General features: G+C 44.1%; 14 protein-coding genes and 2 pseudogenes. 1 reads left to right on the top strand and 15 read right to left on the bottom strand.

Translation table 11 applies throughout. The features are described 5' to 3' along the window. A pseudogene (locus tag CKO50_RS23975) lies at positions 1-192 on the top strand (IS5/IS1182 family transposase); the annotation flags it as partial. A 351-nt stretch (positions 193-543) separates the two neighbouring features. On the opposite strand, the gene CKO50_RS11780 reads toward CKO50_RS23975, so the two are convergent. From CKO50_RS11780 to leuS, 15 genes and pseudogenes are all read right to left on the bottom strand, one after another. Further along, positions 544-876 carry a hypothetical protein gene (locus CKO50_RS11780; RefSeq protein WP_095728300.1) on the bottom strand — a complete coding sequence of 111 codons (333 nt, stop codon included), beginning with the start codon at positions 874-876 and terminating at the stop codon, positions 544-546. A gap of 10 nt (positions 877-886) precedes the next feature. Continuing rightward, positions 887-1,930, bottom strand: a complete 1,044-nt coding sequence (locus CKO50_RS11775; protein ID WP_095728299.1) for a hypothetical protein — start codon at positions 1,928-1,930, stop codon at positions 887-889. A 916-nt stretch (positions 1,931-2,846) separates the two neighbouring features. Then, complete coding sequence (gene lipA, locus CKO50_RS11770; protein WP_017216358.1) at positions 2,847-3,812, bottom strand: lipoyl synthase; 966 nt, start codon at positions 3,810-3,812, stop codon at positions 2,847-2,849. Continuing rightward, entirely contained in the window at positions 3,809-4,462 is a 654-nt protein-coding gene (gene lipB, locus CKO50_RS11765) for a lipoyl(octanoyl) transferase LipB (protein ID WP_095728298.1), read from the bottom strand. Before lipB ends, lipA begins: the two co-directional genes overlap by 4 nt. Positions 4,463-4,480: 18 nt before the next feature. Beyond that, positions 4,481-4,759, bottom strand: a complete 279-nt coding sequence (ybeD, locus tag CKO50_RS11760; protein ID WP_095728297.1) for a DUF493 family protein YbeD — start codon at positions 4,757-4,759, stop codon at positions 4,481-4,483. Between the two features lie 164 nt (positions 4,760-4,923). Next, positions 4,924-6,082, bottom strand: a pseudogene (locus CKO50_RS11755) (serine hydrolase). Between the two features lie 41 nt (positions 6,083-6,123). Beyond that, entirely contained in the window at positions 6,124-6,897 is a 774-nt protein-coding gene (locus CKO50_RS11750) for a septal ring lytic transglycosylase RlpA family protein (protein ID WP_095728296.1), read from the bottom strand. Continuing rightward, entirely contained in the window at positions 6,897-8,003 is a 1,107-nt protein-coding gene (gene rodA, locus CKO50_RS11745; RefSeq protein ID WP_010606151.1) for a rod shape-determining protein RodA, read from the bottom strand. Before rodA ends, CKO50_RS11750 begins: the two co-directional genes overlap by 1 nt. After that, positions 8,000-9,868, bottom strand: a complete 1,869-nt coding sequence (mrdA, locus tag CKO50_RS11740; protein WP_095728295.1) for a penicillin-binding protein 2 — start codon at positions 9,866-9,868, stop codon at positions 8,000-8,002. The genes rodA and mrdA overlap by 4 nt, the downstream gene beginning before the upstream one ends. 2 nt (positions 9,869-9,870) lie before the next feature. Continuing rightward, positions 9,871-10,341, bottom strand: coding sequence for a 23S rRNA (pseudouridine(1915)-N(3))-methyltransferase RlmH (gene rlmH, locus CKO50_RS11735; RefSeq protein ID WP_010372039.1), 471 nt, complete (start codon positions 10,339-10,341; stop codon positions 9,871-9,873). A 1-nt stretch (position 10,342) separates the two neighbouring features. Beyond that, a complete protein-coding gene (gene rsfS, locus CKO50_RS11730; RefSeq protein ID WP_095728303.1) occupies positions 10,343-10,660 on the bottom strand; it encodes a ribosome silencing factor in 318 nt (105 codons plus the stop codon). A gap of 52 nt (positions 10,661-10,712) precedes the next feature. After that, positions 10,713-11,348 carry a nicotinate-nucleotide adenylyltransferase gene (nadD, locus tag CKO50_RS11725; RefSeq protein WP_095728294.1) on the bottom strand — a complete coding sequence of 212 codons (636 nt, stop codon included), beginning with the start codon at positions 11,346-11,348 and terminating at the stop codon, positions 10,713-10,715. Next, complete coding sequence (gene holA / locus CKO50_RS11720; RefSeq protein ID WP_095728293.1) at positions 11,345-12,388, bottom strand: DNA polymerase III subunit delta; 1,044 nt, start codon at positions 12,386-12,388, stop codon at positions 11,345-11,347. Before holA ends, nadD begins: the two co-directional genes overlap by 4 nt. After that, complete coding sequence (gene lptE, locus CKO50_RS11715) at positions 12,388-12,900, bottom strand: LPS assembly lipoprotein LptE (RefSeq protein ID WP_095728292.1); 513 nt, start codon at positions 12,898-12,900, stop codon at positions 12,388-12,390. Before lptE ends, holA begins: the two co-directional genes overlap by 1 nt. Further along, positions 12,884-15,472, bottom strand: a complete 2,589-nt coding sequence (gene leuS / locus CKO50_RS11710; protein ID WP_095728291.1) for a leucine--tRNA ligase — start codon at positions 15,470-15,472, stop codon at positions 12,884-12,886. Before leuS ends, lptE begins: the two co-directional genes overlap by 17 nt. Positions 15,473-15,646: the final 174 nt, after the last annotated feature.

Here is a 15,646-nt window from a genome sequence, read left to right as displayed (position 1 = left end):
GAGCCAATCATCGGGCACATGAAACAAGACGGTCACTTAGGGCTTAACCGCTTAAAAGGAAAGCTCGGTGATAAACTGAATGCAGTGCTTGCGGGTGTAGGCCAAAACTGCCGTAAAATCTTAGCCCAACTGCGGCTTTTTTATGCCTGGATTTTATCTCAACTATTAGCGGTAAAAAGCGCAGTGCAATAACAGAACTGTCGATAAAGAGAATACTCAGCCTGGACTGTACTAGTTCAGACTTGATCTGACAGTTACCCGTTGTTGTTGTTGGTACGGATCACTCTTCTTAGCTAAATTCTTCTCAGCTAATTCAGCTTAAATGAGCTAACTAATTGTTTTTAAAGATACATTCAATTATTTCCTTATCTAGTCAGAGAGTTTTAGGGATAACTAGACGAATTTACGCACCAATAGCTGGCTATTGGAAGTGAATTCAACGCAGTTAGCGCAAAAACTGGCTGCTAGAAAGGCATTAATTATCCGAAGCTCAGGTTAAACTAGGTATATCGTTTTCCTCATATCTAGACTTTAACTCAAACTTTAAATTTCGCAGGATACAGGCAAGTTTAATTCGCTTATAAATGCGTCTAACTCATCATATATATATTCCCTATAACTTTCACCAGTACTTTTATCTTGCAACTCTACTGACCCGGAAAGGTTATTTAAGCCCATTCTATCTATGTAAAGAACCTCCATACTTTGAGTTATTGTCCATGAATACTTTTCCTCCCATTTTCCCCAAAATAATCCACTCTTTTCTAACGTAGTAACAGTTCCATTTTCAATACGGATTTTCCTGCGGCTAAGTTTTACTGCATGTAAGTCGCTCCCTCCAATATCCCGTAGCATAAATGAATAGTATTCCGACATATGTATCTCCTTAATGATTGCCAGTTTGAAATGTTTGCTTTAAGTCAGCAATAACTTCTTCAAAGTATTCCTTTTGCTCTTTAAGTGCTTGTTCAAGATCTTGATTCGACTTTTTACTTTCTTTTTTAAATTCATGAAATTGTTGGTCAACGCTATCCCTAAAGTAGTTAAATGACGAGTTGATTGAATTCATCTGTGCATTAAACATATGGTTGAAAGAGCCAAACCCCGCAGCAATGACCTTTCTAGTTTTTCGCATCTCTTCAATTTTGGCAAATTGATAATTTGATTCTCCCAATTCTTTTATGCGGCAGTACTCCTTAAATACAGCAATGGGGTTTAATTTAAAATCTCGCTGTTGAAAAAGCGGAGGGAAATTATGCTTCTGCCCTCGTAAAATTGCTTGATATTTCTTTGACTTACTCTCTACAGCGTTGAACTGCTTTTTTGCTAATTCAATTTTTAGTATTGCATCGTCTAAATTATCCCAATATTGAGAATAGAGATTTTTTTGATAGGTGATCTCGGCTTGTGAGATATAGGTACTGGCCTCTTTGAGTGATCGAGGAATATCAGTGTCGAGAATATCGTTAACATCAATTAAGAGCATATTGGCTTGATACTCGTTTTCCTTTAGTGATTCTTCAACTTCTTTATTTTTTTTATGATATTCACTTTTCTCTTCGGCAACTTCATTGCGAATACGAGCTATATAGTCTGAGCTAGACTTTACTTCTGCATCTACCTCTTTCTCCTTAGCTTCAAAGTAGCGGACTATTTTTACCCAAAAAAACCAAGTTACGCCTAGAAGTATCAGTTTCAGTAATAAGTTATTTCGAGAGTCTATAATACTTAGAATTAAGCCCATGAGAATTACACTAAAGACGATTGCTGAGAAAACTATTATCTTTTTGTGAGGTTTGCTGTTTGGCTCATACTTTCTGGGTATTGGTTTAAACTTGAATGGTAAAGGCTCAGGCACCTCTATCTTGTAATAAGGGAGTTTTGTTGAATCCACAGTTATTCCTCCGTAAGCTTGTGGGCGAATAAACATTTAAAACCTAAAGTGATTTCATAATAAGTTCAACTAATTCAATAGGGTAGTGGCATTGCTATATAAAGCTGATATCAATGGTTGCTAACAGGACTGACTCAATTGCTCTACAATGTTGTTAGCTTTTTTATAACATGAGAAGCATGTGCCTTCAACTTGAGCAACCTGAGGTTTGGATAAGAAATGNAGCTAACTCATTATTTTTAAAATCATATTAAATTATTTCCTTATCTAGCCAGAGAGTTTTGGGGATAGCTCCGCTCTCGCGTCCTGCTACCTACATCCTGTAGGCAAGGCGAATTTACACACCAATAGCTGGCTATTGGAAGTGAATTCAACGCAGGTAGCGCTAAAACTGGCTGCTAGAAAGGCATTAATTATCCGAAGCTCAGGTTGAGTAGGTAGCAGAGGGGCACTTTCACCGACATTTATTTTTTAAGACCTATATTGGACTTCTGACTATGATTGAATCAAAGCTGCTGGTTAGCAAAAAGCTTGCTTTTGAGTACGTTCTGTCATTTTGAATAGAGAGTATTACGATTTGTAAGGAAGGGTTAGAGGGGACGTTTAGATTTTAGCTCGATAGCGCCAAACCAAACGCCCCTCCACTAATGATATAGCCACAAGGCAATTTATACCAATCAGCTTAAATATCTGGTCAATTTGAGAGATAAAACCTGCTGCCAACTGCGTTAAAAATTTCTCATTTAGAACAGCTAAATAGCAAAATTTTTGCCTTGTTATCACAAGCTTTTCTCGACTCAAAATTGATCAACTAATTAAGAGAATTGGTATTACTAGCATTAGATTTTCCCGCGACAATACGATTGATTTTAGTGTTTTATCAACAATACTGAAATCACAAATAGTGTCGTTTAGCCGCGTTTAAGTTGTAACTAGCAGTTTTACGAAGAATTTATTTTACTTCTTTACCGGCGGCTTGCTGATCTGCATGGTAGCTAGAGCGTACAAATGGTCCGCAAGCTGCGTGGCTAAAGCCTATTTCGTCGGCATACTCTTTTAGCCCATCAAACTCAACCGGTGGCACGTAGCGTTTTACCGGCAAGTGGTGCTTTGAAGGTTGCAGATACTGGCCTACAGTAAGCATATCTACGTTATGCTCGCGCAAGTCTCTTAAGACTTCTTCAATTTCAGAGATTTCTTCGCCTAGTCCAACCATCAGGCCTGACTTAGTCCTTACTTCTGGATGCGCTTCTTTAAAGCGGCGTAGTAATTCGAGCGACCACTTATAATCGGCACCAGGACGCGCTAGCTTGTAAAGTCTTGGTGCAGTTTCAAGGTTATGGTTGAATACATCCGGTGGGGTTTCGCTTAAGATTTCAAGCGCTCTATCCATACGACCACGGAAATCAGGTACGAGAATTTCGATTGTAATACCTGGATTGTGCTTACGGATCTCGCGAATACAGTCGGCAAAGTGCTGCGCACCACCGTCGCGTAAATCATCACGGTCAACAGAGGTAATAACAACATAGCTTAACTTCATGTCTTTAATCGTAAGCGCAAGCTTTTCCGGCTCTTGTGCATCAGGTTTTAGTGGACGACCATGGGCCACATCACAGAATGGACAGCGGCGAGTACAAATTGCACCTAAAATCATAAAGGTTGCTGTACCGTGATTAAAGCACTCAGACAGGTTAGGGCAAGATGCTTCTTCACAAACAGAGTGTAAACCGTGCTTACGCATTGCTTGTTTAATGCCATCGATACGTTCACTTGATTTTGGCAAACGGATCTTTAACCACTCAGGCTTTCTCAGCATTTCTTCGCGTTCTGTTGGCATGACTTTAACTGGGATCAATGCCATTTTTTCTGCATCGCGGAGCTTTACCCCTGGCTCCATTTTGACTGGTTTACTCATACGTTTTCAAACCCTTCAGTGTATTCGACATGCTCAGCATTAACGCGTTTTAGCATGTGTTTTACCAGACCAGCCCCCGCATCAGCGACGGTTTGAGGTCCATTAATTTCGCTACTTTGCACCATATTCATGCCCGCATAACCACAAGGGTTGATTCGTAAAAATGGACCAAGGTCCATATTAACGTTGAGTGCGAGTCCATGAAACGAGCAGCCTCGGCGGACTCTAAGTCCAAGAGATGCTATCTTGCTATCGTTGACGTATACACCCGGTGCATCGGCTTTAGCGTAAGCTTCTATCCCATATTCTTTAAGGGAGTCGATAATGCTTTCTTCTAGCCAAGTGACGAGTTCACGTACCCCTATTTTCAATCGTCGTAAGTTGAGCAGTACATAAAGCATTTGTTGCCCAGGACCGTGGTAGGTAACTTGACCGCCGCGATCTACTTTTACGACGGGAATATTGCCTGGCGCCAAGACATGCTCTTCTTTACCGGCTTGACCTTGTGTAAAAACAGGCTCATGTTCCACCAGCCAGATTTCATCCGCTGTGGTGTCATCACGCTCATCGGTAAAAGATTGCATTTTGTGCCAAATTGGCTCGTAACTACAAAGGCCGAGTTGACGCACAATTAACTTACGAGATTCCATAACTAGGGTCCTTACCAACTACAGAATGTAACGGACGTCTTCGATGCCACCGATCTCGGTATAAATCTGCTCGATATGCTCTTTGCTGGTTACGGTAACGACAAGAGATACGGCTTCATAGGTGCCTTTGCTGCTTGGTTTAACCTTTGGTGCATAATCACCCGGTGCAATCACCTGCAGTTTAGTTAGGATCTGATCCGTCAAATCGACATTTGCAAGGCCCATAATCTTGAATGTAAATGGGCAAGGAAATTCTAAGTATTCATCAAACTTAGTATTTTTAACTGGTTTTACCACGACGGTATCCTCACAACGAACTACTTGCTGACGCCTTTATTTGGTCACTTAGCGGCTCTTTCAAGCCTTGAGTTGCCAAGGTCGTCATTTATTGGCCGCATTCTATCATTTTTGGCGCAAAAAAAAACGCCTCATGATGAGGCGTTCACTTACATAAAATGGGGTTATTGCGAGATCTGTAAACGTAGGTAGTCGTAGATCTTGCTAAAGAATCCACCTTCTTGGATCTCTTCAAGCGTAACCAGCGGGTATTGTGCTACGTCTTCACCTTCAAGCTGTAAGAACAAAGTACCAACTTTAGTACCTTTTGCTAGCGGCGCTTCGAGTGTTTTATCTAACTCAAAGTTAGCCTTTAAGTTCTTGCTTTGACCTCGTGGAATAGTGATTGGCGTGTCTTCCATAATGCCAAGCGATACGGTTTCTTTGTTACCCANCGCGCTGATCGGCAAAAGCGTCACCGGCTTGGTAAGGAGTAATGGTTTCAAAGAAACGGAAGCCGTAGTTAAGCAATTTTTTGCTTTCAACTTTACGTGCACGCTCACTTTCTGTGCCCATGACTACCGCAACAAGACGCATATCATCTTTAATCGCTGAAGTAACTAGACTATAGCCGGCATCTGAGGTGTGGCCGGTTTTAATGCCATCCACTTCAAGGCTTGCATCCCAAAGTAGTGAGTTACGGTTATATTGCTTTATGCCGTTGTAAGAAAAAGACTTTTTCTTGTATAAAGCGTATTCATCAGGTACATCACGAATAAGCGCTGCACCTAGAGTCGCCATGTCTCTTGGAGTTGTGTAATGCTCATCGGTGTCTAGGCCATGGCTATTGATAAAGTGGCTATTCGTCATGCCTAGCTTTTCAGCATGTGCATTCATCAGATCGGCAAACGCACTTTCACTACCAGCAATGTGCTCGGCCATTGCAACACAAGCATCATTGCCTGATTGAATAATGATCCCGTGGTTTAAGTCATCAACACTGACCTGCTTACCCACTTCGATAAACATCACCGATGAACCAGGAAAGTTCTTAGCCCACGCTTTTTCACTAATGGTGACCTGATCAGATGGACTAATGTTACCTGCTGCTATTTCAGTACCAATAACATAACTGGTCATCATTTTGGTTAAACTTGCTGGCGCTAGCTTAGTATCGGCTTCACCCTCTGCAATCACCTTTCCAGTTGTGAAATCTACAAGGAAATAGCCTTTCGCATTGATCTGCGGCGGTGAAGGAATAATTTGTGCACTGGCACTCATAATAGAGAAAGTGCACACCAGTCCAAGGACTTTTTTAACGATTTTTGGTTTGATAGAAGTCATTATGCTCGCTTTTTTGTTTATCGGCATTCATTGCGGTTATTCTAAAGTTCCTGCTCACTGTAAAGCAAGAAAGCACGACTAAATTGACCTTGTTGTAAGGTTTTTAGTAAAGACTGTGCTTGATTGTCGTCGGTAATTGGGCCGACTCTAAGCTTGTATAGGTTGTTTTCAAACGTGATGGGTGTAGCTAACCCCAATTCTTGTTTTAACTGACCTGCTAATAACTGTATGTTCTCAAGTTTACTGCCAGCAGCAACTTGTACATAGGTTAGCCTTGGAGACTCGCGCGATAGAGTAATGGCTTCGACCTTAACGCGCGCTGTACCCTGAAGGTGATAGCCTAGCTTATAGGCAGCAGCGTAAGATAGGTCGATTAATCTATCGTCGTGGAATGGACCTCGGTCGTTAATTCTAACGATGGCGGAGCGTCCGTTGTCTAAGTTTGTTACTTTGGCAAAGCTAGGGAGTGGCAGCGTTTTATGTGCCGCTGTCATATCGAACATATTAAAAATTTCACCATTGGAGGTGTGGTAACCGTGGAATTTACGGCCGTACCACGAGGCGGTGCCTTGTTGTTGATACCCATGTTCGTCTGAGATTGGTGTGTAACGTTTTCCAAGAACAGTATAGGGGCGATTGGCACTCACGCTCTTTTTTTCGTTGGTGACAATAGCATCCTGCATTTCCAGTTCGGTAGGCTCGCGCAGTGGCGCTTTATCATGACGAATATGATAACGGCTACCGCAAGCACTGAGCACGCTTAATAGGGCAAATACTAGAACCAGTTTTGAAATTAGGGTAATACGAACTGTCATTATTTTAACAACATCCTCTTATCTGTTGCGATTGCCATAATAATGCCAAAACCGGCCATTAAGGTCACCATTGATGTGCCACCATAGCTAATTAGGGGCAGAGGTACACCGACTACTGGCAAGAGACCAGAAACCATTCCGATATTTACAAAGACATAGACGAAGAAGGTCAAAGTTAGTGCTCCTGCAAGCAGCTTACTGAAAGCATCTTGTGCTTGCACCGCGATATACAATCCGCGACCGATTATAAAGAGATACAAGCTGAGTAAAATGGTGACACCCAACAAGCCAAATTCTTCGCTCAACACCGAAAAGATAAAGTCGGTATGGCGCTCGGGTAAAAATTCTAATTGAGATTGGGTTCCATGCAGCCAGCCTTTACCCTCAACGCCACCGGAGCCTATCGCAATCTTCGATTGGATAATATGGTAACCAGAACCCAGCGGATCGCTTTCTGGATCTAAAAAGGTCAGTACACGCTGCTTTTGATAGGCATGCATTCCGTAATGCCAAAACGCATAGCCACCGGGGACCGCAAGTAATAAACCAGAGCCGATTAAACGCCAACTTAACCCAGCTAAAAAGAGCGCAAATATACCAGAGCTGGCGATTAAGATAGAAGTACCCAAGTCGGGCTGCTCTTTGATCAGGATAGTTGGCACTAACACAATCACAAAGCCGATTGTCAAATTCAAAATACTAGGAGGTAAGTGAGAGCGGCCAATAAACCAAGCGACCGTCATGGGCACTGCTAGTTTCATTATTTCAGAAGGTTGAAAGCGGGTAACACCTAAGTCGAGCCAGCGCTGAGCCCCTTTACTACTGACTCCAAAAAACAGCACGGCGACGAGCATGCCAAGACCTAAGAGGTAAACGGGAATTGCCACGCGCTTAAGTGTATTTGGGGAAAATTGTGCCATAAATAGCATGGCAACTAATGCACCAAACATGCGTGTGCCATGACGCATCATCATGCCCATGTCTTGTCCACTAGCACTATACACAATCGCGAGACTACCAATCATCATAGTGAGCAAGGCTGCAAATAACGGTAGGTCGATATGGACTTTTTCAAATAGCGAACGCGGCTTATTCAGCGGGCTCATTGCTGTTGCTCCTTCTCAAGCGGGTAGGCTGAAAAGTAATAATCCATCACTTGTCGCGCCATTGGCGCTGCGATAGCACTACCACCACCTTGGTTTTCGACAACCACAGTGATAACAATTTGAGGGTCATCAAAAGGTGCAAAACCTACGTAGATACCATTGTCTCTGTGTTTTTCTTTTAGCTTTTTGGCATCGTATCTTTCGCCCTGAGCAATGCTGACAACTTGTGCGGTACCTGTTTTACCTGCGTGGTCATAGGTCACGCCCTTAAATGCACTTTTTGCGGTACCTATTTTTACTGTGTTGTGCATGGCTTTTAATGCAATATCCCAGTGATAAGGGTTTTTCAACACAACGGGTGGTTTTTCTTCCGTAAATAGTTGCTCCACTTCAGTGTCTTGCTTAGAAATTTGTACTAAGTGCGGCTGGCGGTGTATGCCTTTATTGACCAAAATGCTCAGTGAGTTCGCAATTTGCATTGGAGTGGCAGTCCAGTAGCCTTGTCCTATCCCAACAGAAATCGTATCTCCCGGGTACCACGACTCTTTAAAACGTTCTCTTTTCCATTCAACGGATGGCAAAATGGCGGAGGTTTCTTCATGAATATCGATACCCGAAAGCTCACCAAAGCCAAACTGGTTCATAAAGTCGCTAATTTTGGTTATGCCGAGTTTATATGCGGTTTCGTAAAAATAGGTATCACAAGACTGCTCAATAGCCTTATACACATCAACATGTTCATGACCCCAAGGGCGCCAGTCACGCCATTTATGTTTTACATTGGGAATTTGAAAAAAGCCGGGATCCCAAATTTTGGTTGTTTCGGTGACAACACCTTCTTCCAGTGCAAGCACAGCGAGATGAGGTTTCACTGTGGAAGCGGGAGCATAACGGCCTTGAGTTGCACGGTTGATAAGTGGTCTGTCTGGGTTGAGCAAGGCTCGGTAGTCTTTGCCGCTGATCCCGTGAACGAACAGATTCGGGTCGTAACTTGGGTTAGAATAGAGCGCTAAAATTCCTCCGTCGCGTGGATCCATAACGATGATCGCGCCTCGGGTGTCTTTTAGCACATGCTGGACGATTTGTTGCAAGCCGATATCAAGCGTTAGCACCAAGTCTTTACCTGGTTGTGGCGTTTCCATGCTTAATGTGCGAATGATACGGCCGCGATTATTCACCTCGACGCGGCGAGAGCCCACAATACCGTGTAGCTGTTCTTCATAAAACTTCTCGACACCGAGCTTACCGATATCATGGGTAGCACGATAGTTCGTGTCTTTGCCTTCTAGCTCTAAGTCAAAGAGTTCCTCTTTATTGAGCTTTGCGACATAGCCTAGGGCATGAGTGAGGGTATCGCCATAAGGATAATAACGGGACAATCGAGCTTCAACGCTAAAGCCGGGCAAGCGGTGTTGGTTCACCGACAAAATTGCGACTTCTTCCTCATTCAAGCGACCCTTTAGTACTTGGCTTTTGAAGCGACGGTTATGCTTGATTTCCTTTTTGAAATCTTCTACTTCTTGCTCAGAAATTTCGATGAGTTGACGTACAGAAGCTAATGATGCTTCGAGATCTTCGACATCTTCTGGGATCACTTCAAGGTTGTAAACGGGGCGATTTTCGGCGAGCAAGACACCATTGCGGTCGTAAATCAAACCCCGATTAGGGGCGACCGGAATGACTTTTATACGGTTATCATTGGAGCGGGTACGATAGGTCTCGTGCTCGGTCACCTGAAGCTTGTAGACATTGTGAAACAAGATCCCAACAATAATGACGACAAAAACAAAGCCGACAAAGGCCCGTCTCGCAAAGAGGTTAGCCTCGGCAGAATGATCCCTAATCGTCGGCCGTTTTTTTATCATTATTATTCTCTGTGGTAAGGATGATTGTTATTTAAACTCCAGCCGCGATACAAGCTCTCGGCAACCACTATACGCACCAAAGGGTGGGGTAGGGTTAAGTTTGATAATGACCACTTTTGTTCAGCCGCAGCAATACATTCTGGTGCAAGCCCTTCAGGGCCGCCAATCAGTAAGCTAACATCGCGACCGTCCAGCTGCCACTTTTCCATATTGCTCGCAAGTTGGTGTGTATCCCATGGCTTGCCAGTCACTTCTAAGGTTACGATCCGATTTCCTTTTGGGATAGCGGCTAAGGTTTTCTCACCTTCTTGTTGCAAAATGCGTTTAATATCTGCATTTTTCCCCCGTTTGCCAGCGCTAATTTCAATTAACTCCAGTGGCATATCTTTGGGGAAGCGTCTTTGATATTCGGTGAAGCCAGTTTCAACCCACTTCGGCATTTTGGTACCTACAGCAATGAGTTGGATCTTCACATTAGCCCCACAGCTTTTCTAGGTCATAAAAATCACGGGTTTGGTCTTGCATTACGTGAACAACAACGTCACCCAAATCAACCAATACCCACTCACCGATGTCTTGACCTTCTTGGCCAATTGGTGCTTCTCCAGCATGACGTGCTTCTTTAGCAACATGATCGGCAATCGATTGGACATGGCGTTTTGAGGTGCCTGTACAGATCACTAAGTAATCGGTGATTGAAGAAGTTTCGCGAACGTCGAGCTTAACAATATCACGCGCTTTCATATCATCTACTTTGTCTAGCGCGAAATCTAATAACTGTTGTGAATCCAAGTTTTTGTCTCTGTATTTCAAATAATCGGCGATTCTAACATGCTTTATGGGGTTAATCAGCATACAAGCCATGGCTATTTATATAATCTATGACAGAAGCGGGCAGCCAATGTTCCAAATATTCTTTGTCATGCTGCGCAATTGCAGCTCTTATTGTACTCGATGCAATGTCTTTTTGCTCACCGTGAAGGAAATAGCAGTGTCCAGCCTTGGTGGTTTGGAGCTTATTTAAGCTATCTGTGCGTGCTTTGGCTAAATAAGCCGAGACTTTAGCATCTGGTGAGCAATGTTCTTTTGGGCGTTGATACACCACTAGATGACACAGCTTTGTGATTTCTTGCCATTGATACCAAGTGTATAGGCTATTAAACGAGTCCATACCCATTAAAAATAAAATCGGCTGATCCTGATAGTCGTTACGCAGCTCTTGCAGTGTTAGCAGGCTGTAAGAGGGTCCTTGTCGGTCAAGTTCACGTCTATCAATAACCAGTTTCTGTTGCCCTGATAGCAAATTTGCAAGCATCGCTAGGCGATGTTCGTCACTGATGCTGGGCTTTTGTTTATGAACCGGTATGGCACAAGGTAAAAATTTTAACTCAGCCAGACTTAGCTCGTCGACGCAGCGCATCGCCATATTTAAATGGCCCAAATGCGGAGGATCGAAAGTACCACCAAACAAAGCAATCATACATGCTCACTCTGGCTAATTGGTAGCGGCATTGCGATGGGGGTGGCAAAGGCTAGAGCAATGTGTGCCAGAGCTTGATATGGCGCAGTGAGCCTTGCTTCTTTATATGCGGTATCAAAGTCTGCCATCATACAGAGCAACTGTTTTATCTGCTCTAGCGTTAATCTGTCTAACGCTTGCTGCGTGATGGTTTGCTGATTTTTCCAGACATTATGTTTTTTATAGGCATCCGCAAGCGTAGCGCCGGTTTGCCACAAGGTTTTAACACCCAGCAAGGTGCGTGCTTGGTTTTGCAAGGTCCAGAGAATACTCGCGGGCTCTACATTATCACTGGCGAGCTTATTCAATACTTTGATAATTTGTTTAGGGTTGCCACTTAGCAATCCGGTATTTAAATCAAAAATATCGAACTTAGATTGATTTAATAAGCCGCTCAGCAATTGCTGTTCATCAACCGGGTTTTTACCAAATAGTAAGGAGAGCTTTTCGAGCTCCTGATGCGTTGCAAGCAAGTTGCCTTCTGTGGCGACGAGCAGGGCGCGCTTGCCTTGTGGTGAGACAGAAAGCTTCAGCCGCTTACATTCATCATCAAACCAGCGTTCAAGATGACGGCCCGTTAACGCATAGCAAGGGACAAACAGGCCTTTAGGCTCTAATGCTTTGAACCACGCAGTACGTTGAATGTCTTGACCCGCGCCCAGCCCTTTAAAAATAACAACGACATCAGGATTGACCTGTTCGGTCAAAGACTTTAAAACCGCGACACCTTGGGTAGGGACTTTTTGCTCGTTAAAGTCGAATTCGATGAGCGTACGCGCACTGAACAAAGACATACTGTTGTACTGTGCACTGAGCTCTTGCCAGTCAAATCCCGGAAGTAGAGCAAACTTAATGACTTCGTCAAAACCTTGCTGTTTGGCTGCAGTTCGTATGGCAAGTGCACATTCGCCTTGCTGAAAGGGTTCTTCACCAAAGACCAGATAAAAAGGCGCAAGCCCTTTACTCAGGTAATTGGAGAGTTGATTGGCATAACAACGCATTACAGTTGCGACAACTCTCGAATAATACGTTGGCTTGCAAGACGGCGCATCTCGGTTAGGATCAGCTCAAGCTCTTTTGCCTTTGCTAGCGCGTTGTCTGGGTCGTCCTGATAGTTACGATACAGTTCGAACATTTGTTTAACGGGTTCTTGGCCTGGACGAGTCAATCGGTACGATACGCGATACGCCAGTTCATACTGGGCAACCTGACCATTTTTGAACAAACTGAGTGTTTGCCGTTCAAGTGAGTCATTGTACAAGTACAACTCAGCAGCTTGTTTGGTATTTTTTGGTGTAAGGGATACCTGAGCACGCTGAAGATCAGACTGTAACTGTTCAAACAAGGCTGAACGCTTGTCGTCACCACTTAAGGTGATTTCTTTTAGATCGTCAGGAAGGTAAGAGGCTTGCTTGAGGTGAAAACCGCAGCTCGCCACGAAGAAGCAAGCTAGCAAAACTGCTAGCTTGCTGGTGTGCCAAAATAGGCTACGCATCTTAGTTTGCAACCACATTAAGTAGTTTACCAGGAACATAGATCACCTTACGGATGGTCTTGCCGTCAGTAAATTTAGTGACGTTTTCTTCACTAAATGCAATCGCTTCAACTTGTTCTTGCGTTGCATCTGCCGCCACGGTGATTTTAGAGCGCAGCTTGCCGTTGACTTGTACAACGATAAGCTTTTCATCTTCAACTAGTGCGCTTTGGTCGACGATAGGCCATGCCGCATCAAGAATATCACCAGCCTTGCCAAGCTCAGTCCACAGCTCGTGACACATGTGCGGTGTGATAGGCGCCAGCATGATCACCATAGCTTCTAGTGCTTCGTTTGCTAGCGCAATGTCTTGCTCATCACTAAGTGGCGCTTTGATAAGCTTGTTTGACAGCTCCATCACCGCGGCAATTGCCGTGTTGAACGTTTGGCGACGTTCGATATCATCTGTCACTTTTGCAATGGCTTTGTGGATGTCGCGACGTAGCGTCTTTTGTGCTGCATTTAGTTTGCTTAAATCAAGCTCGGCAGTGCCTGCTTGCTTTACGTCAACCGCGTACTTCCAAATACGACGAAGGAAACGGTGCGCACCTTCAACGCCTGAGTCAGACCATTCAAGCGTTTGCTCTGGTGGAGCCGTAAACATCATGAATAAGCGAACTGTGTCAGCGCCGTATTGCTTGATAACCGTTTGCGGGTCAATACCATTGTTCTTCGACTTAGACATTTTGCTCATGCCAGCAGAGAATACCGGCTCGCCGTCTTCTTTATGCCACGCTTTAGTGATGCGGCCTTTGTCGTCAGTCTCAGTTAATACGTCAGTTGGTGCGATCCAAATATCGCCGCCTTTCTCGTCTTTACGGTAGTAAGTATCCGCAAGTACCATGCCTTGACACAGTAGACGCTCAAATGGCTCATCAGAGTTCACTAAACCGAAATCACGTAGCAGCTTGTGGAAGAAACGTGAGTACAACAAGTGCAAGATAGCGTGCTCAATACCACCAATATATTGGTTTACTGGTAGCCAGTAGTTTGCTGCACCTGGTTCAAGCATACCTTCATCATAGCGTGGGCTACAGTAACGTGCATAGTACCAAGATGATTCCATAAAGGTGTCGAATGTATCGGTTTCGTGGAATACCGCCTCACCATTTATTGTTGCTTTTGCCCATTCTGGATCTGCTTTAATCGGTGAAGTTACTCCATTCATGACTACGTCTTCAGGTAGACGAACAGGAAGCATGTCCTCAGGTGCCGCAAGCTCAGAACCATCTTCTTTGTTTAACATTGGGATTGGCGAACCCCAGTAACGCTGGCGGCTCACACCCCAATCGCGAAGACGGAAGTTTACTTTACGTTTACCTACGCCAAGTGATTCTAGTTTAGTTGCGATGGCGTTAAATGCGCCTTCAAAGTCTAGGCCATCGAACTCGCCAGAGTTGATAAGCGTGCCTTTTTCGGTAAACGCTGCTTCAGCCAGATTAGCTTCTACTTCTGCGCCGGCTAGAGGCTGAATAACTTGTTTGATCTCAAGACCATAAGCGGTTGCAAACTCATAGTCACGTTGGTCGTGACCTGGTACTGCCATCACGGCACCTGAGCCGTAATCCATCAGTACAAAGTTAGCTACCCAAATTGGCACCTCTTGTCCTGTGAGTGGGTGGATAGCCGTAAAGCCTGTCGCGATGCCTTTTTTCTCCATCGTTGCCATATCCGCTTCGGCAACTTTGGTGTTCTTGCACTCTTCAACAAAACGAGAGATCGCATCGCTGTTTTTCGCTGCTTCTTGAGCGATCGGGTGACCTGCCGCAACTGCCACATAAGTCACACCCATAAAGGTATCAGGGCGGGTAGTGTATACGGTGAAGCTTTCGTCGTTGTCGGCACGTTTAAAGTCGATTTCAACGCCTTCTGAGCGACCAATCCAGTTACGCTGCATGGTTTTAACTTGCTCAGGCCAGTGGTCAAGCTTGTCTAAGTCATCCAGTAACTCTTGTGCATAATCGGTGATTTTAATGAACCATTGTGGAATTTCTTTTTGCTCGACAATGGCACCAGAGCGCCAACCACGGCCGTCAATAACTTGCTCATTTGCCAATACCGTTTGGTCAACTGGATCCCAGTTTACCGTTGACATCTTTTTGTATACTAAGCCTTTTTCGTAAAGCTTAGTGAAGAACCACTGTTCCCACTTATAATATTCTGGGTGACAAGTTGCGATTTCACGATCCCAGTCGTAACCAAAGCCAAGCAACTTGAGCTGGTTGCGCATGTAGTCGATATTTTCGTAGGTCCATTTAGCCGGTGCGGTATTATTTTTAATTGCCGCATTTTCAGCTGGAAGACCAAACGCATCCCAACCCATAGGTTGCATAACGTTTTTGCCTTGTAGGCGTTGGAAACGAGAAACCACATCACCAATGGTGTAGTTACGTACGTGACCCATGTGGAGGCGACCACTTGGATATGGGAACATTGAGAGACAGTAGTACTTCTCTTTACTTTCGTCTTCGACAACTTTGAAGGTATTGTTTTCTTCCCAGTACGACTGTACTTTGGCTTCGATATCTTGCGGGTTATATTGCTCTTGCATCTAGGTTTCCAAACATCTGGCAAAATTAATAGAAAATTGCTCGATAGCATACCCGAAATTGGCCAGCAATCACAGCACCTAAAGTGGAATTATTTTAGTCGATTGCTGCGGACTAAAGAGTATGTCGAAGTAAAGATAAACTACGCGAAGACAAGCCTCGGTAAAAGGGTAAAT

The organism is Pseudoalteromonas sp. HM-SA03, from assembly GCF_002289345.1.
GTDB lineage: Bacteria > Pseudomonadota > Gammaproteobacteria > Enterobacterales > Alteromonadaceae > Pseudoalteromonas.
This window is presented reverse-complemented; position numbering and strand designations above follow the sequence as displayed.